We start from the raw sequence: 26,223 nt of genomic DNA, 5'->3' as shown, positions 1-26,223 counted from the left end.
ACTAATTCAAAACACTTACCTTGATTTCGTCCCAATTCATCGCCAGTCTTACAATATCGTCCTCAATCAATTCACTGCCTGTTTGTACCTCAATGATTTCGATATCCGTGATCGCGCGCAAACTATGTCTTGCTTCAGCCGAAATGACGATGACATCCCCCTTTTCGATCATGCGAAGGTTACCGTCCAATATCATTTCGCCATGACCAGAAATCACTGTCCATACCTCGCTGCGCAGCAAATGATATTGATAACTGAGATTCTTGCCCTCTAAGATGCATATCCGTTTAGTTAATACTTCATTACCGTTTGGATATTTCGTGTAATCCAGCACGCGATATCGCCCCCAGCGGCGCTCTTCATACATAGGTCGTTGATCTCCGAATTGGAGCACTTCTTTTATCCGCATACTGGCGCTTTTCTCAGAAACCAGAATACCATCCGGACTAGCGGCAACAATCAAATTAGGCGCACCTATCACCGTTATAGGAATATCCAGTTCATTTATGACATGGGTATTGGAGGAATCGTCGGTTAGTGTCCCTTTTCCAATCAAAGTAGTATTAATTTCTTCGGTCAACGCATCCCAGGTGCCCAGATCTTTCCACATTCCTGCATAAGGCATAACAACAATGTCCTTGGCTTTCTCAACCACAGCGTAATCAAAGCTTGTTTTTTCGATGCGTCGATATTGATGAAGCAGTTCATCGTATTGAATAGGAAGCGAGTGTTCAATTAAGTAATGAATGAGAAATTCAAGCCGGAAAGCAAACACGCCACAGTTCCAAAGCGCCTTCTGCTCTAGCAGCTGAAGTGCATGCTTTGCTTTAGGCTTCTCTACAAAATGGCTTACCTTGTAGAACTCCGTACCATCCTCTAAAATGGATGCCGATTGAGGGACAATATAACCAAATTTCGTAGATGGATGATCAGGCGAAACCCCCATCAGCCCTAGATCAGCCTTTGTTTCCAGCATTAATGCTTCTAATGCCTTCACCTTCTCGAAGAAATGATCCTCGACGAACGGATCTACCGGAAGTACGACGACAACCTCATTTAGACCGATACCTTTAACGGAATACAAATAACCAGCCGATAAAGCGATAGCCGGAAAAGTATCTCTCCGTTCCGGTTCAACGATAATTTCCACTTCATAACCAAGCTGATTTTGGAGCAGCTCAACCTGTGATTTTCCGGTTGCCACAACCGCGGATTGTTGAAGGTCCATTTGTCCTAACTGACTCCATACTCTCTGAACCATCGACTGGCGACGTCCTGACTCCCCGTCCAATATTTTCAGAAACTGCTTGGAACGTGTCTCATTGGATAACGGCCATAATCGGTTGCCGCTGCCCCCAGACAATAGAACAATGTGCATGATTAATAGCTCCCTTCAACTTCCATAAGCTTAGCGTTAATCTCTCTTGCTCTAATCAGGCCGTCGATGCTGGACTGCAGCCGTTTCACGAATACATCCTCGCTAAATTTCTCAGCATGCTGCCGAATCGACTCCGGATTCCATTCATATAAATCAAAGCGTCTAATCGTTTCGGAGAGCGACTCTATCGATTGTTCGTTAAAAAACAGTCCTGTCTTCTCCGCTACAACCGTGTCCAAAGCTCCACCTTCACGGTAAGCAATAATTGGACGGCCGCATGCATTCACTTCGAGTGGTGTAATCCCGAAATCCTCAATTCCCGGAAAGATGAGCGCTTGGCAATGCTGCATGTATCGGACAACTTCTTCGTCGCTTTTTCTGCCGAGAAAAGTGACGGTATCACCCGCTAACTGCTCAAGCCTCTGTCGATCCGGTCCATCCCCAACTACAAGCAACCGTTTGCCCAGTCGGGTGCAGGCCTCTACGGCCAGGTCAATTCTTTTGTAAGATACGAGTCTGGAGACGATCAGGAAATAATCTTCCGGCTTCTCTTCATCGATGCTAAATCGGCTAATTTCTACAGGAGGAAATATAATGGACGCATTTAATCCATACCATTGCCTGATCCTTTGTTTCACAATGCTGGAGTTGGCAATAAGGTAGTCCACCTGCTTGGAATTGTTTTTATCCCATGCCTGAAGAGGGTAGGTGAACCATTTGGCAACCCGCTTCACAAGATTGGGCACTTGCACACTGTCCATATAGGCTTCAAAATTCCAGGCAAAGCGCATGGGAGCATGGCAATAACAAACGTGCACACTCTGACTTCCCTTCCGCACGCCTTTAGCATAAGCGCTGCTGGAGCTTAGAATCAGATCGTAATCTTTCACGTTCATGGATCGAACCGCGAAAGGATACAGCCAGAAGAAGAGTTTGAATTTGCCCAATATCCCAGGTATGCGCTGCATCCAGGTGGTATGAATCACAGCGTCTTTCAATTCGGGCAGCAGTTTATTCTGATCGACGATCGTCGTATAAATCGGAGCATCGGGAAACATTTTGTGGAATACAGCCACAACCCGTTCGGCGCCTCCCATCTGATTGAGATAATCATGTACGATAGCCACTTTCAAATTCCGCATTATACAATCTCCTTCGCCTGCTGGCGTTCTTTAAACTCGACGCCGGGTCTCGCCAAGAGCTCTTTATAAATCTGCTGAACTTTATGAGATGTCTGCTTAATGGAGAACATCTCCCTTGCCCTTTCCTGTCCATTTTGACTAAATAAAGACCATATGGCCTGATCATCCAGTACCTGACGGATATAGAGTGCGAGTTCATCTATATTTCCGATTTCATACATGAAGCCGCTCATCCCATGTTCAATAATCTCAGGGACACCGCCTCCTCTGGTTCCCACAACAGGAACCCCTTGTGACATGGCTTCAATAATGACTCTCCCGAAAGGTTCATGATCTGAACATAATAAAAGGAGATCTGCAGCACAGCAGATCTCCAATACATCTTCCCGAAACCCGGTAAATATAACTTTGTCTTCAAGATTAAAAGCTTTAACCATCTCTTTCAATCTTTCCAGATAACGTTCGTTCTCTGGTCTGAACTTGGCTTCCCCGACGATCCATAAAACGACATTCCGTTCTTCATGAATAAGACCGGCAAATGCTTCTATGGCATCTTCTTGCCTTTTCCAGGGAGCAATTTGACCGATAATGGCCAGCACTCGCGCTTCCTGGGGAGTTTGTAATTCCGAACGGATACGGTCATTAATCCTTTCTCTTTCTTCATTATGAAAACTCTTTAGCTCTACACCGTTATGAACAAGGCGACACTGCCCAGCTACGAAAGGATGATCCATACTTTGTAAAACAGATTCTGAGATACAGATCAGTGCTTTAGCTGTACTCCCTCCAAGCCTTTTTATTAGATTGCCAATAAAGCCTTGGGGAGGCATGTCTCGAATATGCCATACAACAGGCACTCGATGGTACCATCTGAATAGTCCAGCCATAATACCTGCTCGTATGGAATTCGCATGGATGAGATCCACTTGGCTTTTTTTCATGAGAAGAGCAAGCTTCCATCCTGCCCACAGCATCCCCATCATATAGACAACAAGCAAAAATGGATTTCTGGTCATTCTCGCCCGATAACTGGGTAGAGCAACAACCTCGATTCCTTGATTGCGAGCCTTCTGCAGCAGCTCCCCTTCGGGAGCGAATATAATCGGATGTGCCTCCGTTACATATTTTGCAGTTAACAAGAGACTGATCTCCGCACCACTTACCGTGCTTGTATGGTTATAAAAGGCGATTTTCATGTTCTGAACACCTTTCTTTTGTCGACTTCTTCGGTAAATACTTCGGTTACCGATTCTGCCACACGACTCCAAGTATACCGATTCAATACATGATCCCTGCACGCTTCCCGTGAAGGAAGGAATGAGTCTTTATTCAGAACATCGATGATTTTCTTGCTTATCGAATCAGCAGTACCGTCTTTAAACATCAAATCATCCGAAATCTGATGCAGGATTTCCTTCGTTCCCCCATATGGAGTTCCCAGTACCGGCGTACCACAAGCGAGAGACTCCACGGTAATCAGACCGAATCCCTCCAACGTCAGTGTCGGCACTAAACTGATATCAGCAGCTTGATAGTACTGAACGAGTTCTTCATTTGAAATTCTGCCAAGCAGTTTCACATTGGGAGACAGTCCAAGACGAAGAATCAAGTCTTCATACTCCGCCCGCATCGGTCCGTCTCCACCGATGAACAGTCGGACCTCAGGGAATACTCGGACCACATCCACCATGGCATGGATCAGTCGGTCAATCCCCATTCTGCGAACTAATCTCCTGATACAGAAGAGTAAAGGTTGATAGGAGGAGATGCCTAATTGCAGTCTCAGTTCATTACGATCTGGGTGCGGACGGAAGCGGTTATGATCCACTGCACCGGGTATGATATGTATTTTCCGCTCATCTACGCCGTAGGTTTCGGTCAATACATCACGGAAATATTCACTGAGCACGATGAAACCGTCGGAACGGCGGTAGGTTAATTGTTCGACTTGCTTTTTGAGCCAAAACTTGGTTTCTTTGATGGCGTTCGTTGCCGTCTTCGTCTGTTGTACCTCTGTTTCCAACGCCCAAGGGCCGTGGAAATGTGTCACGATTGGTATATGAGGGGGGATTGCTCTCCTACTAACCATCGTAGTATAAAAAGCAAAATGAGGATTGAACACATCCGGTTGAAAAGATCTCACCGCTTGATGTGTATGCTTCTTAACCAATCGCATTCGAGGCAGATAATGATTGGCTTCGCTATCATGTGTAACATTTTTAATGTTAAGATCCGTTGTTAAACGGGATCCCTTTGGTGCTACGATAAAGCCCAGTTCAGAATGTCCATGCTCTTTCATAGCGTTAGCGTAATCGGCAAAATAACGGTTCAGCCCTCCGTACTGGATATCGATCCAGCCCATTCCAGTGGACAGCACATTCATGATTATCTCTCTTTTCTCCTAGGATTTAACTAATGAGTACTCCTTCGTAGATCTTTAATGTATCTTTCGCTACTCTCTCTACAGAATAATACTCCAGACCTGTCATTGCTCTCTTGCGATATTGGTTTCTCATTTCGGAATCCTGAATCATTGTCATGATGGCTTCTGCCAATTTATCTGGTGATTTGGGTGGCACCAGCATACCTGATTCACCAAAATCAAGAGCTTCTGGAATTCCATCAACATTCGTTGCGACAATGGCGCAGCCTGCTTCCCGGGCTTCGATTAATACTAGGCCGAACGATTCTTTATGCGAAGGCAATACAAAAATATCAGCAGCCCTCATGTAATTTTGTGGATTGGATTTAAATCCCAAGAAGTGGATATTATTTCTCGCAATAGATTGTTTAGCTTTCAATTCAAACTTCGATCTGTCCGGGCCATCTCCTAAAAGATATAGATTTGCCTCAGGATATCCAGAAGAAACGATTTCGAAAGCTTCAAGCAAATCATTTATTCCTTTCCGTTCGTAAAGACCAGCTACAGTTACAATAGATAGCCCGTCGAGTAATACCTCTTCGGCTGCTTCCTTTCGGGAACTTCCGACAGTTCCGTTTAGTACGATGTGCAGTTTCTGCTCCTGAACACCACGGTTCAACATCGCTGTCGCAACCGCCTGGCTTACTGCTATTACCGAATCACCAACCTTCATAATATCCGCACTCTTCTGAAATTCATTGTGAATATGGGTCACAATTTTATAATTTCGGAACCCCCTTGCGACACGTGATAGCAATGCTCCAGTCATCATATGTGCATGGATAATATCTGGCTTAAGTTGTTTGACTACTTTTCGGAAATTAAAAAAGGCCTGCATCATCTGTGCCGGCCTTCTAGTCTGATTCAGTTTATAGTGTTGAATACTATTCTTTTGCAGCAGATCTACATACTTCCCGCCTTCCGATGCAACCGCCACATTATGACCTAATTTAGCCTGCTCACAAGCTAAGTCAATCATGACATTGACGATTCCGTTACCCGACTGTTTGACATGATTGGCTATATGGAGAATATTCAATCCATCACCTCGTTCAGTACTCAATATTATAAATTATTCATATTCCGAATGTATTGACGAGAAATCTGAATAGTATTGAATGCATCCTTCAACCCTCTGAAGCCATTTGCTTTCAATTTACTTAATATTACATGGCAGCTTGCAAACAAAATAAAAGTGTATGCTTTTAGATTAGCTTTCTCTGTTTTCTTGTATCGTTTATATGTTACATAAATGCGGGAAGCTTCTTTAACAGGCTTGTAATAATCTCGGTTTTGAATAGATGGGTAATGATTATTCACTGCTTCTTTACAAAGGACTATTTTAAATCCACAACCCGTGGCTCGAGTAGTTAAATCCACTTCATCATACCCGTATATTAATTGTTCGTCGAATCTTATTACATTAAATAATGCCCTTGGAAATATAGTGCTATTTATTACAATAGTCATTAATTCCTCATCATTGTACGGCTTCTGTTGAAAACCTAAAAATGTTTGCTCTTTGGGATACACATGTTCCCCGTTATTAAATTCAATTCCACTGATAATAAGATTTTGATTATGCATGTCGTGGGATAGCGCTCCAGTGATGCTTTCAATAAAATTTTCCCTCATTATTACATCGTCATCCATAAACATTACGTAAGTCCCCGTGGCTTGGTTCAGCGAATTGTTCCGATTAGCGCACAAGCCTTTTCTCGGTCCTTGAACATAGATAACATCTGGAAAATCTACAAGGATATCTTTTGTTCTTGAATCTGTGCTATCGTCCGAAACAATTATTTCATGCACTGGGTACGATGATTTCTGTATTGATTGAATCGCCTTTACAAGTTCCTCCGGCCGGTTGCGAGTACATATACATACGGAAATTTGAATTTTCATTTAACACCCCAAAAATTCTCTGATATCATCCCTTGCTTGCGGTTGCTTTATTTAATCTTTTGTTCCAGAGATTAACCCACGATGCATAAATACCTTTCGCATCTTTCCAAGTTGGTATCATCTCTAACACTGAAATACTATATATACGCCTCTTATACTCATTATAGAAAATAATACATCTTACAACGCTAGATAAAGTCGTTGCAATTGCTGCTCCTTCCAGCTGCCAACGGCTCAAAAATACAAAAAGAAATACAGCAGTGAAAACCAGAACGATAATCTCTGCTTTTGTATTAATAAATGTCATTCCTGCACCGTTCAAGGCATTCCTAAACGTATTCGAAATACTATTAAACATAACACTCGGTAATATAATTAATGCTGGAATAATAGCGGCTCTGAATTCTTGACCATAGACGATCGGGATAGCTAGAGGAAGAAGTGATGCTAATGCAAATGAGCATATACCAATTACAAAAGCTGTTTTTCGAATGATCTCCACGACTCGCAAATGAACTTTGTTTTTTTCCTCTGCTGTTAACATAGGCTGTGCTGTTATGCCTATAGTCGAAGTTATAGTATTTAGAGGGCTAACTGAACTTTGTGCGGTTGAATATAAACCAAGTGACGCAGAAGACAAGAATACAGATATAGTCATTTGGCTTGAGTTATTAGATGCTAACCCGGCCACACTGCCCCCATGTGATTTAGCCCCATACTTAAAAGCTTGCCACATGAGTGGCCAGTCTACTTTACCACCGATATACTTCAAATTTATCATCTTAAATACATTTACAAGAAATAAACAACTTGACGTAATGAATGATGTATACAGGGCCGTTTGGGCAGTAAGAATATCTAAAAAAAATAAAACTAACATAATTAATGTTGTGAATCCTGGAATCAACATACGAATAATATTGGAGTAACCGAACTTCTCTTCACTCGCTAAAGTCGCCATAAGAATATCGGCAAATCCAGCAAAAACAATTCCTATAAAATATATTCTTGCGGCTATTATCACTCCAGTATCGTATCCATCAGTAACTAAAGGAACAATAATTGTCTCCGCAACTACAATTGCAATTATACAAGTAAGTAATGTATAGACCAGGAAAGTTCTAAATATGTCGTTCTTTTGACCATTGTGTTGCTTCATGAAGTACAATACTGCTTGATAAACTCCAAAGCTCAACGCCCAGTAAAGAAGATTTGACCACATTGTTATTGAAATGAATTGTCCTCTGCCTTCAGCACCCATCCCACGAGATAATATGACGCCCGACAACAAATTAACACACATTATAACCAGTTGACTCGAAAAGGTTTGCATAAAATTCCGAGTCCATTTATCTCTCCTAGCTAACACTTTTCCCATCCTGAAAGCTCCTAGTCAAGGCCTTTTTATTGTTTTTATATTTTGAAATTTCATAAAGCTTTATCTCTCTGAGAAACTCATAAAACATCCAAAAGAAAGCCACACTAATACCTGCTATGCCCTTGGTTATCAGGCCGCGAATAAATAATACATATACTAATTTCGCTGGCGGCCTCAAAAATAATCTAAATAAATTAAATCGTTTATTATTAATGTAATCCTTCTCCGCTTCTAAATCTGTATATTTATTAAAGCGTTGAACATGATCATTAATGCTTCTAAAACCATGATGCCACAGGATCCCTTCTAGGGCAGTCACCTCATTTGCCTCTACATCTGGACCTTCATGAACCAATACATCTTTGATTCTAACTTCACTTTTTTTGTAAAGCCTTACTAAATACTCGCCGTTCCCCATCCATTTTCCTAGGAAATCGCCTATTCGATATACAGAATAAGCTTTGACATCACCTTCATTAGTACTCTTCCATTTTAATAATGAAGTTTGCAGCCCTTCATCAATTTCTTCATCTGAATCTATAAAGAATATCCAATTATTCTCAGCCACATTAGCTCCAAAATTACGCTGCTTTGCATAACCGGGCCATGGATTACAGAATACTTTACATCCTAGATCCTTTGCGATCGTTATCGTATTATCAGTACTGCCTCCGTCAATTACTACTATTTCATCAGCAATTTTTATTGAAGAATTTATTGCATTTCTTATCTTATCTTCTTCATTTTGAGCAATAATTACGACAGAGATTTTAATTGTTGATATTGACATTCTCTGAAATCACACCTCGCTTATTGAGCATATTGGAGTTTTTCCAAGTTCTCCAGCCATTCCTCCGTCCTTTTATACTGGAGTTAAATTTTAAAATAGCAAGCTTTTTCTCCTTCGAATAGAATCGAACAAGTTGAGCCACTCCCCATGAGGATCTTGTACCAATTAATACAGCCCATACTAAGAAAAACACCCTTACGTTTTTGGAAAGGTGCTCTAGCAAAACAAGCGTTTCGTTATGAACGGCATTACAGTTCGCATCATAATTAAAACTTTGATTCCTCTTATCTTCATCATGGCGTTCCGCTAAATAATGATTCAATGCTACATTTGGATCATAAATCAATTTCCAACCCGCTCTTTTTACTTCTAAACAGAAAGCCATATCGTTATGAACTTGTGCACCGTTACCCATAAGCCTTTCGTCAAATCTGATGTTCTTTATTGCATTTGCTCGAAAGCTCATGTTGACACCCTTTAATAAATCAACTTCTCTAAATGTTCCGTGACCGAGATGATGGTTACCAATAACTCTTCCAAACCATTGAATCTTGCCCACTGTATCCCTTTTTCCAGTTTCTAATACAAAGTTATTGTGAAGCCAATCCTTTCCACCTACTCCACCTACTCGGGCATCTCGAATAAAATGTTCCTCAACATTTTTCAACCAATCTGGCCATGGAGCGCCATCATCATCCGTTATTGAAATAATATCGCCGGTCGCTTGTTCAATACCTTGATTTAAAGCATGCACTTGCCCCGGTATATTAACAATAATGGTGTTATAGACACCATAAATATATTCGAAGTTTTCCAGAAATAGTTGTGTTTCTCTATCGATATCTCTAACCACCACAATGATTTCATCTGCTTTTCTAATCTGATCATTTAGAGATCTTAAACAACGTTTAAGATCTTCAACCCTTCTATAGGTTGGAATAATTACACTTATTCTCAATTAATGAGTCCTCCTTAACTCAGTTTTCCTGTGCAACTTGGTGGTTGAAATAAATGTAAGTCCTATAATAAGCCAAAGTAAAACTCCTGCAATACCTGGAATAATGTTGCTGCCTGTTAATAGAAACAAGATTGCTACAATAATTGCAAAAGACAATGAAGAAAATTCTTTTTCAATTCGACTTAACTTAAAAAAGTAAACCGCCAAATAAAACAAGGTCGCTATCAATGCTAAGCCTAAGGGTAGGCCGAATGTATAGAATATGTTTAAAAAACCATTATCAAAGGAAGTAACCGCATCAGAATTGTTGCTAATTTTTGATGAAATCCCAGTACTTCCCAATCCCCTCCCGATTGGGTTTTCCTTAATACTAGAAAGGACGTTGCTTGCGAAGCTAATTCGTTCATTAAAGGAATGATCGTCTTCTAATGAACTTAATGTTGAGACACGTGAAGTTATACTCGAAGCTCCAGGTAATAGCGGGAGTAAAAATTGGTAAGCCAAGCCAATGACTGCAAGAACAGTGATTAACATCATTTTATTTTTCAATTGCGATCGAAATAAGTAGGCTAAAATGATAACGATATATGCAATCCAACCACTACGAACCAGAGTAAGGAGTAATGCAAAGCCAACTAACATCGTTCCTATTAAACCAAACGCTCTCCATCTAGAATTAACTGTCATTATAGCTAACGTAATCCCAAGAAATACCCCTGTTGGTCCAGGAGAGTTTATTGTTGAAAACAACCGAAAGTTTTGTGGCTCGGGTGCCCCTATAGATTTCATTCCTGCGTTTAGCATCCAAAATTGATCCCACTCAGGAAGAATGAGGTATTGATATATTCCGTATACCGATACAAATACTCCTATAAAAGATATGCTTCGTAACCATCTATAGCGCACATCAATATTTAAATTACAAACACTTATATAAATGAAAATAAGAAAAGGAACAGCATAGTTTAGTAATTCAAACAAGGATGACATACCGTATCTTGGGAATCCGATGATAAACCCATAGGCCAGTGTTACCCCCATAATAATAGCTATAATTTTAACTCTTTTATTTATCGATCCAATATTTTTTATAATTGGAATCAAAAGGGTTAAACTGACACAATGGGGAAGAATCGAAATAATTGAAACCTCACTATAAGTGCGAAACAACCAATCGATAATCCGCCTAACCTCTGGACTCAGTGCCCAAACCAGAACTATAAAAGGCAATAACTGATTTTGTCTATAGATACTAAGATAAAGCGAAATTAAAATCATAAAGAGCAGAATTGTGAACTGCAGCAGATTCATATGTAATGAACTAACCGAACATAAAATCCCAATTATTAACCCTAAAATTATAGCTCCTGAGAGTGTTATGAAGATCGGGATAATCTTTCTCAAACTGGAGTTCAGGGTATTTATTCTGTTTACCTTCTCCACTTTACGTTTTCTCCCCTTTTATCATGCAAGTATGATTTAGTATGCTGAATTCGGGAGTATCATTATTTTTACTGTTCTAAGCATGACCTTTATATCAAGCCATAAACTTCTTTGCTCAATATACTCCAAATCTAATTTCAACATTTCGTCGAAGTTTAAGTTATTACGGCCACTTACCTGCCACAATCCAGTGCAACCCGGTGTAACCTGCAGCCGTAGCTTATCGTAGTTACTGTATTCCGCAACTTCTCTTGGTAAAGGCGGTCTTGGTCCTACAAGCGACATCTCTCCGCGAATAACATTCCATAGCTGGGGCAATTCATCAAAACTCGTCTTTCGAATAAATTTACCAATCCTTGTGATCCGAGGATCATCTTTCATCTTAAACATTGCTCCTCTGATCTCGTTTTGATCAAGCAACTTCTCTAGAAGTTCTTCAGCATTTGAAACCATAGAGCGAAACTTATACATCCGGAATGGTTTTTCGTTCTTACCGATGCGTGTCTGATAAAAAAAAATAGACCCTTTCGGGTCCTCCAGCTTAATTAGAATAGCTACAATTAGAAAGAAAGGTGCTAACACAAGAAGACCAACGAGTGCGCAGATGATATCAATTGTTCGTTTAATCATAAGATACACCAATTTAGATTTTTCATCAGGAGCAGACTTAGTATAAATAGTATTTTTATCAAGAACAGCTTCTACGTCATTTCGTTGCGGTGTGAGAGACACTTAACCTTCACCTCATTAGCGATTAATTTTACCCAGATGCTCTCTTTCTAGAATGGTTTCCAACCCTTGTAGAAGAGGCATTCGAAGTTCCTTATTCTGCAATGCGAAATCAAGTGTAGTCATAATAAATCCCAGTTTCTCGCCTACATCATAACGAATTCCTTCGAATTCATATGCATATACACCATGGTTCTCATTCAGTTTCTGTATAGCATCCGTCAGTTGAATCTCACCACCAGCACCTTCCTCCTGGTGTTCCAAATATGTAAATATCTCAGGAGTCAAAATGTATCTTCCCATAATGGCTAATCTAGATGGAGCATTACCTACAGGTGGTTTCTCCATAAGATATTCCACTTCATACATTCGTCCTGATTTATTCAATGGAGCTATTATGCCATAACGAGATGTTTGGTCATAAGGGACAACTTGAACACCAATTATTGATTTTTGTAATTGTTCGAATTGATCCGCTAGTTGCCCGATGCAAGGTGTCTGGGATTGCACAATATCATCCCCAAGAAGAACAGCGAATGGTTCGTTTCCAATAAAGTTTCGGGCACACCATACTGCATGGCCTAGTCCCTTCGCTTCCTTCTGGCGTATATAGTGAATATCTACATTAGAAGATCGCCGAACTTCGTCAAGTAAATCAAACTTTCCTTTGCTGAACAAATTGTTTTCCAACTCAAATGCATGATCAAAATGATCTTCAATTGAGCGCTTGCCTTTCCCAGTAACAATAATAATATCCTCAATGCCTGATGCCACCGCTTCTTCAACAATATATTGAATAGTTGGCTTATCCACAATTGGAAGCATCTCTTTTGGCATCGCTTTAGTTGCGGGTAAAAAACGAGTCCCCAAACCCGCTGCAGGGATAATTGCTTTTTTTACTTTTTTCATCCTTCTCTCACTACCCATCCTTTTTTTTTCTTTAGTACTGTTTTGTGATGATAGAAAACCCAGCTATGTGCTATTTCACCCGAAAAAACACATAGCTCGATTTCCCAAATAAGGGCATTCAACCCATCCTCACATCACACCCTCGACAATAATGTCTAAGGTCATAAGACCCACAGCGTGACCGAGTGTCTACAGTGAAAAAGGTGCAGTAGACATTACCTTTACCCTCGCTTTATTTGTGCAGCTTGAGATCTGATAACCCGTCTATCATTGGTTAAGGATCATCTAGCTTCCTTATTAAGCACAACACCCAGCATTTGAGCATTCACATGATCCAACTGTTCTTTAGCTTTCTTTAGATGATCTTTCTTCACCTTACCTGAAGCAACCACCATAATTACGCCATCACACAAAGCGCTAACAATAACACTGTCTGTTACAGCAAGCACCGATGGTGTATCGATGAGAATAACATCATATTGTTCCTTTAAATCCTTCAGTAATTCCTTCATCACTGAAGAATCTATAAGGTCAGAAGGATTGGAAGGTATTGGCCCGGAAGTCAACAGTGAAAGATGGCTAATAGTCGTTTCCTGAATCGTATCTTGCATATTAGTGAGTCCGGTCAACAGTGTACTTAAGCCTTGGTGATTAGGCATGGAGAAAACACGGTGAAGCGAAGGTTTACGCAGATCCGCATCAATTAGAATCACCTTTTTGCCTTCTTGTGCGTAAGTGATTGCTAGATTGCTGATCGTTGTAGTTTTGCCTTCTCCTGATTGAGAAGATGTGACCACTATCGCCTTCGATTCCTGATCCTTTAACGAGAAATGAATCTTAGTGCGAAGCAGCCGATACACTTCTGATATAGGCGATTTAGGACTCGTGTATGCTATAAGGCTGCTATCATTGATTGATCGTCGCATATGGACTCTCACCGACTTTCGTTTTTACTTTAGACTTCATTCTTGCCGATTTCTTCAGGTCACTTTTCGAGATCGTACCCACAACGGCCAGAACCGGAACATCCAACGTTTCAGAAACTTGAACTTCTGTTTTTAAGGTGTCATCTAAATAATCGAGGATAAATACAAGTCCGGTAGCCAGCATGAGCGAAACAACGAAACTTATTAACAAGTTCATAATGGGGTTTACATTAATTGGTACAGGGGATGCTGTCATGTCAGCCTCACTCAAGATCGTGATGTTGTCAACATTCATAATGTGAGGGATTTGCTCCTTGAACACTGTGGAAACCGCATTTACAATTTCGGCAGCTCTGGCATAGGATGTATCCTCATAGATCAGATTCATAACTTGTGAATTGTTAGCTGATGTGACAGATATCTTCGCTGACAATTGCCACGCATTCAGACCTAGATCAGGATAATCCTCTACTACCTTATTCATAATGGCAGAAGACTTTATGATCTCCTTATATGAGTTAATTAGAAAGATACTCGTCTGGATCGTGCTTGCATTGAGACTAGCCCCTCCATCCCCCGAAGACTGGTTTACTATAAGCTTTGCATTTGCTGCGTATATCGGCGTTGTGAAGTAGAAGCTTTTCACTCCAGTCGCTACAATCGAAATAATTACTATTGTCGCTATCAACCACCATTTCTTCTGAACAATTCTAAAAATTTGTTTAAGTTCCATTTCGCTTTGTAACCTCCTGCTTAAAATCTGGGATAGTATTGAAGTGTATATTTAGATTCAAATATGTATCATTTAAGATCAGTGCTACGATTTGTATAGTTCATATTCCATAATCTACGATACATTTTGTATCATGTCAAGGCAATATTTTATATTCCTCCTTGTTATTGTGACATTTTGTATCATTGGGAAAATGGACTCATTTCCTAAAATCGCTTACATTCTTGTTCTAGTCACAAAGTTCTGTATTGACAAAAAATCGGAATCATTGATATTGAAGTATCAATGATTCCGATTTTTTGCTGGTAACTATAAATAAATACTGATCGATCAAATTACTGGTGTGATATTCAAATTGCCATTGAGAATTGATAATTGATATCTACTGCCTGTAGCTGTATCTGTTAATATTATTCCATTTCCTGATCCACCGATCTCCAAAGTACTTGTCATAAAACTATGGGAATATGGTGAATAGGAGCCAATGTGATCCCATGTCACCATCACTCCTGTAATGTAGGTATCACCTACTCTTGGTATAAACCCTATATTGAATTCATACAACAGACCCGTTTTACTTGCTAACTCTCTCCCCCGAATATGTTTCCAGCCTCTCGTTGTCCACGTTATCGCATCATTAAAAATATACTCTGCATCTTGCGCTATAATATTTCCCATCGATTTAAACATCGATGAACTTTCATATTCCGTCTCCAGAATGAAATATTGCATCGCCAAGTTTCTATTTGCATCCCCTTGATATGGTAAACTCTGCGCATTAAATTTAATTCTAATACTCGGTGAATTGACCCCATCCGGCGACACCTTTAATATAACTGGATTACTTCCAATAACCTGCTTCATCTCATTTGTGATGGGTATTGGGACTTGACTTGCAGTCACGAGACTTAATATTCCCCCATTCAGTATCGACCAATTCGATAGTACTTCTGGGTTTCTTAGTAAGTTCGGTGATGAAACCGGCATAAGCGTTCTATGTTCTCTTTCCTGCATGCGAGCCTGTAAATCCATGGATTTGTATAATGGTGAGACTTTCCTACGAATAACCGTATCTGCAATCGTTAATCCAGACAAATCCGGCTCTTTATCACCGGTTAAAGTCTCTATAAACGCAGTTCCGACCGCACCCTCAGCATTTGATTTCCTCAATCTACCTAAACTATCATTAAATGATGTAGTGCCTGTAATGGTTCCAAACCATACCGCAAATTGCTGCTTCTCATTTGGATTTTTCAATTCATCTGGAAGTGGGTACTCCCAATTAGAGGAGTTCGAGGAATACTTAGGTGCGGACCATGTAAAACCGAAACCGAATATCCTCAAGTTAGATGTGGTTGATTTGGTCAATAGTTTAATTGCTGCTTCTCCACATTGTTCGAACGGTGCATTTGTGTATATACCGCCTAACCCCATAACTGAAGAGGCTTTGTTATAATCATCAAGCCCGCTATCAATGCACTGATAAATTGCATAAGGTGAATATCCAAGATGTGTTCTATGAAGAGTAGCATCAAAGCCCCCACGATGGCCTGCTGTTAATATAGTGCCGAGCATAATCCCGCAAAACGCTCCAGATATACCACCACCTTGGTAAAAGTAATCAACAGAATTTATACGACAATAAACACCAATTAATCCGTTCCAAGAACAATCATATGAGGATACATGCCCATGGGTACTGTTAAGCAACTGCCCTACCTTTACACCGGAGGTTATAATATTCCTAAATATTGGTGTTGCGGTACCCGCCACTTCGATTGCGACAGTCCCCTTAGAAAACATATCGTATAAGCTTTCTTCAAATAGTTGCTTGTTAACCCAAGTGGAGAGTCTTCTAGAACTATATTGTACGATTCCGTAAACCCCAAAATCTTCGAACACAGCTTTTATCCCAGCGTTTCGGATTCTAATACAAGGGAGCAAATCTGTTGTAGTGTCGAGGGGATCCCAGATGATTCTAGTGCCCATTTGTCCACTATCCACATAAGAGCCAATCCCATAAATCCCGCGACTATTGTTCTCGATAGTTTGTCTGATTCGATAATCACCTGCAAGGACAAACAGCTTGTAACGCATATCGCACATTGCCATCGCTGCCTGGAATGCCGTTGTGTCATCGGTCTTACCATCACCAACAGCTCCGAACCATTTGACATTGATTCCGCGGCTCTTCATTTCCTCATCTAACAATTCGAAGTTGAAACTTAGGTCTTCAAGTAACAACTTATCGTTTGGAGACCATTTACTCATCTTCATGTAATTCGTATGATCGTTGGCCATTTTGATCTCCTCCATGCCTGTTTTCATTCAACCGTCATTTATTTTAACTTGAAATATGTCTACAGCTGCTATAGTATACATCCTTGATTAGATACATTATGTATCGGGGACCATACTGGTTCCTGAATTTTAAAACAATCTACCTATATAAGTGAGGCATTATCAAAAAGGGGCTGTCCTATGCGTATCGTTCTCACGGTTATCTGGGCAATTGTCCTATTTATATTCACTTGCTCCGTTAACTTCAATCTTTTAGTCCAATATCACATTATTGATTTCCAGCTCAATCCAAGTCCTGATTGGTTGGAACTGGTCAAGCTGGATTTCCAATGGTATAGCCATGACTGGATTCTTCGAAAAATAGGCCATCTTATCGGTTTTTTCATTCTTGCCTTGCTCGCATCGAATTTTGGTAAATATAAATCCGCATTTTACTTGTCTGTCATCTACGCTGCATTAACAGAAATCCTCCAGCTCTTCTTCTTTCGAGGTGGCCGCATCTATGATGTGATGAACGACTCCTTCGGCATTCTCCTGGCTTATCTTTGCTGTCTCATCCTGTTCCGTAAAAGCTCAAGGAAGAAACGAAACTTCAATCTTGTTATTTCAACCAATTCCAATCATGTAACACATGAAGAAAAAAAATATTGATACATATTGTATCGTGTTATATAATGACTTCGATACATTAAGTATCAAGTATTAGTGATTGGTTTCGGTCTAATTGGAGGAACGTCTTATGAGTGCTATCGCCGGTATTTATCGTTTTAATGGGGAGACGGTCCAGTCGGGGCACGGCGGACTATTAATGGAGGCATTGAGGCAATATCCGGCCAACCAAAGCATGGTATGGATCCAGAATAACATTATCCTGGGTTGTCATGCACAGTGGATAACAGAGCAATCCGTCCAAGAACGGTTACCTTCCTTTGATTCGAACCGGGGGCTTGCCATAACAGCTGACGCCATAATCGACAATCGAGATGAATTAATGGATCAATTGCAAGTACCTTATCACCTGAGGCCTCATATGACAGACAGTGAAGTTCTGCTCCTTGCTTATGAGAAATGGTCCGATCGTATGCCGGAACGGTTGGTCGGAGACTTTGCTTTCATCATTTGGGACGAGAGAAAGCAGCTTCTTTTTGGAGCTAGGGACTTCTCAGGCGCTAGGACACTCTATTACCATCGCGATGAACAGCAGATTTGTTTTTGTACGGCTATTAATCCCTTATTTTCATTACCCTTTATACATAAAGAGATCAATGAAACATGGCTGGCTGAGTTTCTGGCCATTCATGGCGTTTTTGAACCTCCGGATGTATCCACTACGATTTATAAGGACATCCATCAACTGCCGCCATCTCATAAAATCATCATCCAGAATGATAAAGTATCGGTTAGTCGATACCATAGCCTCTTGAATGTCATTCCTTTGCAATTGGCATCATCAGAAGAGTATGAGGAGGCTTTCCGGGAAGTATTCAACAAAGCCGTAACCGCACGACTTCGGCGAACGAAACGAAATGTCGGAGCTCATCTTAGCGGAGGATTGGATTCAGGTTCGGTGGTTAGTTTTGCCGCAAGAGCTTTGCACAACGAGAACCGTACGCTCCAAACCTTCAGTTACGTGCCAGAAGCCGGATTTGTGGATTGGACGCCGAAACACAGACTTGCAGACGAGAGACCTCTCATTAAGCAAACAGTGCAGTTCGTGGGGAACATTAACGACCACTATTTGGACTTCTCCGGAAGAAGTGCCTTCACGGAAATCGATGATTGGCTTGATATTCTGGAGTCACCCTATAAGTTTTTTGATAATTCGTTCTGGCTTCGAGGCATTTACGAACAGGCCGAACAACGGGATATCGGCATTCTGCTTAATGGCGCTAGAGGAAATTACAGCATCTCTTGGGGGCCTGCGATCGAATATTACACCAAACTTCTGAAAAACCTGAAGTGGCTTCAGCTAACTCAAGAAATCAAACGATATAGCAGGAACGTTGGAGTAAGTCGCAAACGGCTATATTCCATTGTCAGCCGTAAGGCCATCCCGGCATTGAAACAGCGCAGCACTTCAATCGCTTCCTGTGAATTCCCGCAATTAATCAATTCAGATTATGCCAAGCGAGTGGGTATTTATGAGAAGCTCAACGACCTTACCTTTACTGGAATCGGCTCAACGGACGATCTCCCAGACGACCCCTTGGAAGCGAGAAGAGTGCATTACGAAAGAGTCAACATGTGGAGCGCAACCGGCACAAGTAATTGCAAACTCTCTCTTCGCTACTCTCTGTGGAGCCATGATCCCTCCAATGATCTAAGGGTCATTCGTTTCTGCCTAGCAACACCAATGGAACAATTCGTTCAGAACGGGATGGACCGTGCTTTAATCCGCCGTTCCACAAAGGGCTGGCTTCCTGATTCTATTCGTCTTAATCATCGAACGAGAGGGATCCAAGCGGCGGATTCCATCCACCGCATGCTAAATGACTGGCCTCTGTTTATAAATGAAGTGGAGCATGTCTACCGAGATTCCCGAATGCAGCAGATCATTAACATGCCTGTCATACACGACGCCTTAGCCGAAGCCCGTCAGGGAATTAGCCCGAATCAAGCGTATAATCCTTCGATCAAATTGCTCATGCGCAGCCTCATTCTGTACCGATTTCTCCAAAAAAAACTTCTGAAAGGAGGTGAAGTCCAATGAAAAAGGAATGGAGTGTGCCTGCTTTGGAGATTCTTGACATCAAAATGACCATGGCCGGTCCTGGTAGTGCAATTCCGGACGGTGTACAACCGGATCCGGATGAAATGGTTCACACCAGCTAACATAAAGCTCTTATACTTGAAAGTGCAGCCCTTATACGCCTTATTGGGTATACGGGCTATCTTTTTTATTCGCATATTAATCATTGGAGTGAGGACCATGCTTCAAACGTTTAAACGAACCGCATATAAGGCCTTCGGATTTTCGATTTACAGCGAGATTCCTCTTCCTGAGTTACAGCCCGCCCCACTACCTAATGATGTCGCCGATATTGTCATTCGTTATGCTGACTTGAGTGATACATGGCTTGAGAAGTCTGATTCTTCGCATAGAACACTGGTATGCCGAGAAGATATGGTCATGTTCAGAGTCCCTGATCTTGCTGTTTTTGCAATAGAAGAGGGAAAGACCATCCTTGTCTCACCCGAACCAGGCGCCGTTCATGACAAAATGCGATTATACATACTCGGATCTTGTATGGGAGCCATTTTATTGCAGCGTCAAATACTCCCCCTGCACGGGAGTGCAGTCGTCATTAATGGTAAGGCTTATGCATTTGTCGGCCTTTCCGGGCACGGCAAGTCAACGCTGGCCTCCGCCTTTTTGCAACGAGGATACCAGCTGTTAACGGATGATGTAATCGCGGTTACGTTGGATCACCGGAATGTTCCCTATGTGACGTCAGCTTATCCCCAACAGAAGCTTTGGCAGGAAAGCTTGGAGGTCTTTGGCATGAATTCCGATCGATTCCGTCCCTTATTTGACCGCGAAACCAAGTATGCCATTCCCGTGACCACCCACTTTTCTGATGGAACTCTCCCCCTAGCCGGTATCTTTGAGCTTATCAAGTGCGACTGCAGTCATGTCGAGATGCGTTCCGTTGAAAAATTAGAACGGCTCCCGCTTCTATATCGCCATACCTACCGAAATTTACTCCTCGCCGATAGCGGTTTAACCAAGTGGCATTTTGACTTTACTTCGCGCATGGCAGGCAATGTCGACGTATACCAGTTGCAACGTCCTCAACATCAATTGACGGTTCATCAACTAACGGAGATGGTACTAACTGCAATCGCAAAATGATAAGAGTAAAAGGCGATGAATTCTCGTCTTTTACTCTCTTTTACTTATACAGGTACCTTTAATCCCCATAAGTATGTTCATGAATAAACAAAACCCGCTCTCTGAACGGGTTTTAAAGTAATCCATGAAGGCGGATTCGTCGTCTCCCCTTTCCGAAGACGGCAAAAAAATGGCACGGTCTCATCACGATTCATTCCTCTGGCGGAAGGCTTTCAACGGCTGTGAAAAATACGTCCAGCAGCTCTTTGTCAAATGTTTGTTTGACGTAATCCGAGATTCGTCCCAGCTCTTCCTCGCCGTTATATTCCAAGCATGCACGCCCTTCACACCATAGTACCGTACAGTGAAATCGTTGTTTCACGTGCTCGATAACATAATCTTGCTCCACGCAATCACGAAACGTTGCGGCCAAGCGTCCGCGCCCTTTCATCTTTTTATGTTTATACATCATTCTTATTATTCAAATTTCAAATATAATTTCGAGGACATTTGTCACACATGTTGGCATGGAGCGGAGCAGCAGGAGAATCATATATGATGATTTCCGGTAAGTGGAAAAAGGAGCATCCAAAGATCATAGATCTGCCGGATGCCCCTGTGTTCTAGATCTAAACTCGTTTCAATTCAATCCACTCGATCTGCAAGCCCGGCTTGACGAAGTCCAGCTTCATCTCGTAATAACCGGCTTCCAGTTCCACTTTGACAAGCTTCTGCCGAATCCATCTGCCGTCGGTACCATTCGTTTGAATCGTGGTTACCGGCTGATCGTTCAGCGTGACGTTGCAGGCGCTTTGGGCCAGTTCCGATTCCGGCGACATGATGCGCACAATGATCCGGTACTCGCCGGACTGCTCCACCTTCACATAAGTCGATCCCGCTGCAGCCGGCTTCACTTGCGTGCTCTCCGATAAGGCTTGGGCTGGTACCGACCCAAGGGAAGGATCGGCTTTAAATGAACCCACGGCTTCCTCGATCACCTGCTTTCTGGAGAAGACCGGCGCATGCATCAGGAATTGGCAGATGTTCATGGCGCTGCGCTGCAGCTCTCCGCGGGTCAGCGTGCCATTTTCCAAGGATGCCAGCGTGTTGTCTTCCCAGGCGTTGATTTCCGCTCCGTAGTTCATGACCACCATGTATAAATCGTTTTGGGCACGGACCATCCAGTTCGTGTTTTTCCGATCGGCCGGGCCTCCGTTTACCACGTCGTTCATAATGGCCCACCAATCCGTCATGACGATGCCCTGGAATCCCCACTCTCCGCGCAGAATCGTGGTGTTCAGATCATAATTGGATGCCGCCCAGTGCCCATTGATCGGGTTATACGAGGTCATGATGGAGTTCGCCCCGCCTTGCTTCACCGCGATTTCAAAGCCTTTCAGATAAATTTCCCGAAGGGCCCGTTCGGATACGACGGCGTCGACTTTGCTCCGATGCTTCTCCTGGTTATTGCATGCAAAATGCTTCAGCGTGGCGCTGGAGCCGCCCTTCATAATCCCGCGCGTGCACGCCGCAGCAAAGGCGCCGGAGATGAGCGGATCTTCCGAGAAATACTCGAAATTGCGACCGTTCAGCGGGCTGCGCCGAATGTTCAGACCTGGGCCCAGCAACGCATCGATGTTGTAGCTGAGCAGCTCCCGGCCTTCCATCACATAGAGCTCTTCGACCAGCTCCGTATTCCACGTTGCTGCAAGCAGGGTGCCAATCGCCACCTGCGTTGCCTGCTGCCCGCTGTCCATCCGAATACCGGACGGTCCATCCGCGGTGCAAGCCACCGGAATGCCGTAGTCGAGCAAACGGTCGCTCACGCCGCCAAAAGCCGATGCCGTCCCCGCCGTAACCAGCGGACTGCTCATCCCTTCCCCTCTGACGATGACCGCCAGATCTTGATCGCTAAGCTGGGCGATGAAAGCCTCCATGCTGACTTTCTCCTCATGGACGTCCCTTAAGGTATAGCCTCGATTGCCCGTTTGCTCCAAGGTCGGCGGCAGGTTTTGGTGAATGCGCTCTTCCATGGCAATCGTGCGCTTCGGCACCTCCGCAAAAGTAAGCTCGTACGAGCCGTCCTCCCTGCGATCGCCCGGCTTCATTCGCGTGAAGCTCTCCGTTGGCGCCATGGCTTCCTGGAGCTGCTCGACAACTTGCAGCGTTTCTACAACATAACCTTCTTGACCATCCAAGCCGATAGGCTGCACATTTCTCACGCTGGTTCCCGCGTACAGACGGTACGTTCCGGCCTCCAATACATAGGCTGAACGGTGGCCCGTCACGCCTGCATCGTCATAGGAGGCCATGGCATGAACCGGGAACTGGAGCGTTAGCTGCTGCGATTCCCCCGGCTGGAGCTCCTGCGTCTTCCCGAAACCGGCCAGAACTTTGGCAGGCTGGCCCAGCCATCCTTGCGGTGCTTCATAATAAACTTGCACAACCTCTTTACCTGCATAGGCGGTCCCGATATTAGTCACCTTCACGCCGATCTCAACGGTTGGCGCTCCCTCTCTGACCGCAAGTTTGGCTTCTTGCGGCTCGATTCGGAACTGCGTATAGGACAATCCAAACCCGAATTCATACTGGACGGCTGCGGGTCGAAACGTTTCGAAAAAACGGTAGCCCACATAAATATCCTCTTGATACAGGTTCCTAAGCTCATTGCCATAATTGCGGGTCGATGGATAATCCTCGATGGAATAAGCAATCGTATCCGTCAGTTTGCCGCTGGGCGTCACCTCGCCCGCCAATACGTCTGCAATGGCGTTGCCGCCCTCCATGCCGCCGTGCCAAGCATAAATGACCGAAGAAATCGGATGCCCATAACCTTCATCGAGCAGCCAGCTCATATCGATAATGTTGGACACATTCAGCACCACAACGGTTTGCTCGAAGTGCTTGGTTACCTGCTGCAGCATGGCTTTTTCTTCGGACGTTAACTGGTAGCTGCCCGGCTCATTGGCGTTGTCCTGATCTTCTCCGGCCGTCCGTCCGATGACAACGATCGCCTTGTCGGATGCGCGTCTTGCCGCGGAGACCAGTTCATCGGTCAAAGGCATTTCCTTCTGATGCCACGGCTCAGCCGCCCAGCCGCCCCCGCCGTTATCGAAAGGATTCTGCTCGATCCACTGCTCATAAACGGCAGCCAATTCTTCATTGACGGCGATGCCCTTCTTATCCCGAAGACCGCCCAGCAGATTCGTTGTATGGGAAACATGAACGCTGCCTCCAGACCCCGTACCGCTGCGGTAATAATGGATCTGCGTCCTGCCAAAAACGGAAACGGTTTCGTTCGGCTGCAGGGGCAGAGCCTGTCCTTCATTCTTTAACAGTACGGCACCTTCGGCGGCGACTTTTCGGCTGAACTCCGCAAAGCCTTCCAAAGGAGCTCCCACTCTCTGTGTATTCAATATGTTCCCTCCTGTTTGTTTCTCCAAATCACCAAGCCATATGAAGAAAGATTGTAAATGCCTGACGAATTCCAACAATAGGTATTAGGCATCTATGTACTATCATAGTAACAAATTCCGTAGGGGAATACAGTGCAATGTTCGCAGGATGCGATGAAGTTGGCTATAATAATGTAAACATCGATATTCCGCGATCACGGGATATGCGATTGGATGATTTTGAATGAAAGCAGGATCAGTTATGCGTATACGTGTCCATATGATCGCTCCTTATGAAGCGATGGTTCCCATCATACAAGAGTGCATTCCTCTGTTTCCCCAGTTAGACATACAATACGCCGTCGGCGACTTGCAAAAAGGGGCCGAGCTGGCAGCTTCGGCTCAAAACAACGGAGCCGAGGTGATTATCAGCCGCGGCGGAACGGCCCAGCTGATTAAAGCCGCGGTATCGATCCCCGTCATTGACGTCCACCTGTCCGGATACGACATGATCCGTTCCTTGACGCTGGCGAGCCAGTTTAACGGAAAAACCGCCATTGTCGGCTTTTCCAATATCACATCGGGCGCCCAATCGATTATTGATTTAATGGATCTGCCTTTAAAAGTGTATACCATACACAGCTCCGAAGATGTTGCACGGTTATTGCTGGAGCTGAAAGCTGCCGGATACCGGCAGGTAGTCGGGGATGTCATCACCGTCCATACGGCCGAGGCTTACGGGTTAAAGGGACTCCTCATCCATTCCGGCAAGGAATCCATCATGCGAGCCCTGGACGATGCCCAGCTCATCTACCGCTACCTGAGCAACAACCATACCGTCTCGGCCATTCTGAACGATCTGGTTGCCAAAGAGCACCCCAATCTCGTGATTTTTAACGATCAGAATGAAATCGTATATGAGCAATTGGCCGATTTTGAGCACAGCCCTTTGACGGATAACCATATCTATCTGATCAATACTAATGTGGAATTCCACAAATCCCAAGTGCAGAATGTTTTTACGATGGACGATTACCAGCTTTCCGTCACAGCCTATGAAACCTCATTGGAGAACAGAAGCTATAAAGTATACTCCTTGGAAAAAGGGCGGCCCTATGAATTTGCGCAGTCAGGCATCAAAGCCTACGCTGAATCATTAGCAGAGCCGATAATTGCCGAATCCGCTGCCATGCGCACCACGTTGGCTAGCATCCAAGCTCTGTATCAACATCATGAGCCCATCCATCTGCTTGGCCGGGAAGATACGGGCAAGTCCTTCATCGTGAAGTATATTCATCAATTGTACTCGGACGGCGGTTTGCTGCTCCAGATCGATCTAGCCCAAGTTTCCCCGGATCAGTTAGGAACCCTTCCGCTGACCAAAGCCAGGACCGTGGAATTCATCCATGTGGAAGAATGCATACAGGATCCGAATTTGATAGCCTTTGTGGAGACCTGCCTAAATAGGCGGATTGGCGTATTCATACTTAGCGATCGGGCGATTGACCTACACGAAACCCCGAACATGAGCCTGAATACGATCATCATGCCTTCGCTTTCGGACCGTTTGGAGGATCTGCCTTCGCTTATTCAGCTCTTTTTAAGCCGATACCATCAAAAATACGGGACGGCGGCGGTCAAAATAAAGGAAGAGGCCTTGCAGCTGATAAGGCAGAATGCTTCGCACATGACGATCGGCCAATTAAAGCAGCTCATTAAACAGGCTGCGATGAACGAAACGGACTATGTGATTTCAGCCGATACGCTAGCACGCTTGCTCGATCATCAGCCTCCAGCCTCAACCCCTATTCCGTTGAAAGGGACTCTGAAGGAGATCGAGAAAGACATTATTCAATACGTACTCCACGAGGAAAAGAATAACCAATCTAGAGCAGCCGAACGATTAGGGATTAATCGGGCCACGCTTTGGCGTAAACTTAAAGAATAAATTTAAGTTTACGCTTTTTTTTCATCTTTAGTGT

Annotated in this window: 22 protein-coding genes; 5 read left to right on the top strand and 17 right to left on the bottom strand. The window is 43.4% G+C overall.

What is annotated here, in order from left to right:
• Position 1: 1 nt before the first annotated feature.
• The 15 genes from P0X86_RS01360 to P0X86_RS01290 form a co-directional block, all read right to left on the bottom strand.
• Positions 2-1,378 (bottom strand): sugar phosphate nucleotidyltransferase, encoded by a 1,377-nt coding sequence (locus tag P0X86_RS01360; RefSeq protein WP_277747573.1) that lies wholly within the window; start codon positions 1,376-1,378, stop codon positions 2-4.
• A 2-nt stretch (positions 1,379-1,380) separates the two neighbouring features.
• On the bottom strand, positions 1,381-2,520 hold the full coding sequence (locus P0X86_RS01355) for a glycosyltransferase (protein ID WP_277747572.1): 1,140 nt from the start codon (positions 2,518-2,520) through the stop codon (positions 1,381-1,383).
• Entirely contained in the window at positions 2,520-3,716 is a 1,197-nt protein-coding gene (locus tag P0X86_RS01350; RefSeq protein ID WP_277747571.1) for a glycosyltransferase family 4 protein, read from the bottom strand. Before P0X86_RS01350 ends, P0X86_RS01355 begins: the two co-directional genes overlap by 1 nt.
• Positions 3,713-4,903: a glycosyltransferase family 4 protein gene (locus P0X86_RS01345; protein ID WP_277747570.1), complete on the bottom strand. Its 1,191-nt coding sequence runs from the start codon at positions 4,901-4,903 to the stop codon at positions 3,713-3,715. The genes P0X86_RS01350 and P0X86_RS01345 overlap by 4 nt, the downstream gene beginning before the upstream one ends.
• A gap of 25 nt (positions 4,904-4,928) precedes the next feature.
• Entirely contained in the window at positions 4,929-5,981 is a 1,053-nt protein-coding gene (locus tag P0X86_RS01340) for a glycosyltransferase (protein WP_277747569.1), read from the bottom strand.
• Between the two features lie 26 nt (positions 5,982-6,007).
• A complete protein-coding gene (locus P0X86_RS01335) occupies positions 6,008-6,847 on the bottom strand; it encodes a glycosyltransferase family 2 protein (RefSeq protein WP_277747568.1) in 840 nt (279 codons plus the stop codon).
• Positions 6,848-6,872: 25 nt separating this feature from the next.
• Positions 6,873-8,225 carry a lipopolysaccharide biosynthesis protein gene (locus P0X86_RS01330; protein ID WP_277747567.1) on the bottom strand — a complete coding sequence of 451 codons (1,353 nt, stop codon included), beginning with the start codon at positions 8,223-8,225 and terminating at the stop codon, positions 6,873-6,875.
• Positions 8,206-9,015 carry a glycosyltransferase family 2 protein gene (locus P0X86_RS01325; protein WP_277747566.1) on the bottom strand — a complete coding sequence of 270 codons (810 nt, stop codon included), beginning with the start codon at positions 9,013-9,015 and terminating at the stop codon, positions 8,206-8,208. Before P0X86_RS01325 ends, P0X86_RS01330 begins: the two co-directional genes overlap by 20 nt.
• On the bottom strand, positions 8,996-9,973 hold the full coding sequence (locus P0X86_RS01320; RefSeq protein ID WP_277747565.1) for a glycosyltransferase family 2 protein: 978 nt from the start codon (positions 9,971-9,973) through the stop codon (positions 8,996-8,998). The genes P0X86_RS01325 and P0X86_RS01320 overlap by 20 nt, the downstream gene beginning before the upstream one ends.
• Positions 9,974-11,416 carry an O-antigen ligase family protein gene (locus tag P0X86_RS01315; protein WP_277747564.1) on the bottom strand — a complete coding sequence of 481 codons (1,443 nt, stop codon included), beginning with the start codon at positions 11,414-11,416 and terminating at the stop codon, positions 9,974-9,976. It abuts the gene before it with no gap.
• Positions 11,417-11,452: 36 nt separating this feature from the next.
• On the bottom strand, positions 11,453-12,094 hold the full coding sequence (locus tag P0X86_RS01310; protein ID WP_277748977.1) for a sugar transferase: 642 nt from the start codon (positions 12,092-12,094) through the stop codon (positions 11,453-11,455).
• Between the two features lie 69 nt (positions 12,095-12,163).
• Positions 12,164-13,054 (bottom strand): UTP--glucose-1-phosphate uridylyltransferase GalU, encoded by an 891-nt coding sequence (gene galU / locus P0X86_RS01305; protein WP_277747563.1) that lies wholly within the window; start codon positions 13,052-13,054, stop codon positions 12,164-12,166.
• A 281-nt stretch (positions 13,055-13,335) separates the two neighbouring features.
• A complete protein-coding gene (locus P0X86_RS01300; protein ID WP_277747562.1) occupies positions 13,336-13,980 on the bottom strand; it encodes a CpsD/CapB family tyrosine-protein kinase in 645 nt (214 codons plus the stop codon).
• Positions 13,961-14,713, bottom strand: a complete 753-nt coding sequence (locus P0X86_RS01295) for a YveK family protein (RefSeq protein ID WP_277747561.1) — start codon at positions 14,711-14,713, stop codon at positions 13,961-13,963. The genes P0X86_RS01300 and P0X86_RS01295 overlap by 20 nt, the downstream gene beginning before the upstream one ends.
• 330 nt (positions 14,714-15,043) lie before the next feature.
• Positions 15,044-17,014: a glycosyl hydrolase family 28-related protein gene (locus tag P0X86_RS01290; RefSeq protein ID WP_277747560.1), complete on the bottom strand. Its 1,971-nt coding sequence runs from the start codon at positions 17,012-17,014 to the stop codon at positions 15,044-15,046.
• Positions 17,015-17,194: 180 nt separating this feature from the next.
• Between P0X86_RS01290 and P0X86_RS01285 the strand changes: the two genes are divergently transcribed.
• From P0X86_RS01285 to P0X86_RS01270, 4 genes are all read left to right on the top strand, one after another.
• Positions 17,195-17,665 carry a VanZ family protein gene (locus tag P0X86_RS01285; protein ID WP_277747559.1) on the top strand — a complete coding sequence of 157 codons (471 nt, stop codon included), beginning with the start codon at positions 17,195-17,197 and terminating at the stop codon, positions 17,663-17,665.
• An 88-nt stretch (positions 17,666-17,753) separates the two neighbouring features.
• Positions 17,754-19,724: an asparagine synthase-related protein gene (locus tag P0X86_RS01280; RefSeq protein WP_277747558.1), complete on the top strand. Its 1,971-nt coding sequence runs from the start codon at positions 17,754-17,756 to the stop codon at positions 19,722-19,724.
• Positions 19,721-19,846, top strand: coding sequence for a paeninodin family lasso peptide (locus P0X86_RS01275; protein WP_119850459.1), 126 nt, complete (start codon positions 19,721-19,723; stop codon positions 19,844-19,846). Before P0X86_RS01280 ends, P0X86_RS01275 begins: the two co-directional genes overlap by 4 nt.
• A 97-nt stretch (positions 19,847-19,943) precedes the next feature.
• Positions 19,944-20,867, top strand: a complete 924-nt coding sequence (locus P0X86_RS01270; RefSeq protein ID WP_277747557.1) for an aldolase — start codon at positions 19,944-19,946, stop codon at positions 20,865-20,867.
• Positions 20,868-21,057: 190 nt separating this feature from the next.
• On the opposite strand, the gene P0X86_RS01265 is transcribed toward P0X86_RS01270, so the two are convergent.
• Both P0X86_RS01265 and P0X86_RS01260 read right to left on the bottom strand, forming a co-directional pair.
• Positions 21,058-21,279, bottom strand: coding sequence for a hypothetical protein (locus P0X86_RS01265; protein ID WP_347177531.1), 222 nt, complete (start codon positions 21,277-21,279; stop codon positions 21,058-21,060).
• A gap of 196 nt (positions 21,280-21,475) precedes the next feature.
• Positions 21,476-24,262: a glycoside hydrolase family 3 C-terminal domain-containing protein gene (locus tag P0X86_RS01260; protein ID WP_277747556.1), complete on the bottom strand. Its 2,787-nt coding sequence runs from the start codon at positions 24,260-24,262 to the stop codon at positions 21,476-21,478.
• Between the two features lie 241 nt (positions 24,263-24,503).
• On the opposite strand from P0X86_RS01260, the gene P0X86_RS01255 reads away from it, so the two are divergent.
• Positions 24,504-26,189 carry a sigma-54-dependent Fis family transcriptional regulator gene (locus P0X86_RS01255; protein ID WP_277747555.1) on the top strand — a complete coding sequence of 562 codons (1,686 nt, stop codon included), beginning with the start codon at positions 24,504-24,506 and terminating at the stop codon, positions 26,187-26,189.
• Positions 26,190-26,223: the final 34 nt, after the last annotated feature.

Source organism: Paenibacillus sp. BR1-192 (genome assembly GCF_029542445.1).
GTDB lineage: Bacteria > Bacillota > Bacilli > Paenibacillales > Paenibacillaceae > Paenibacillus_AQ > Paenibacillus_AQ lautus_A.
The sequence above is the reverse complement of the archived record's forward strand: the minus strand, read 5'-3'. Positions and strand labels throughout refer to the sequence as shown.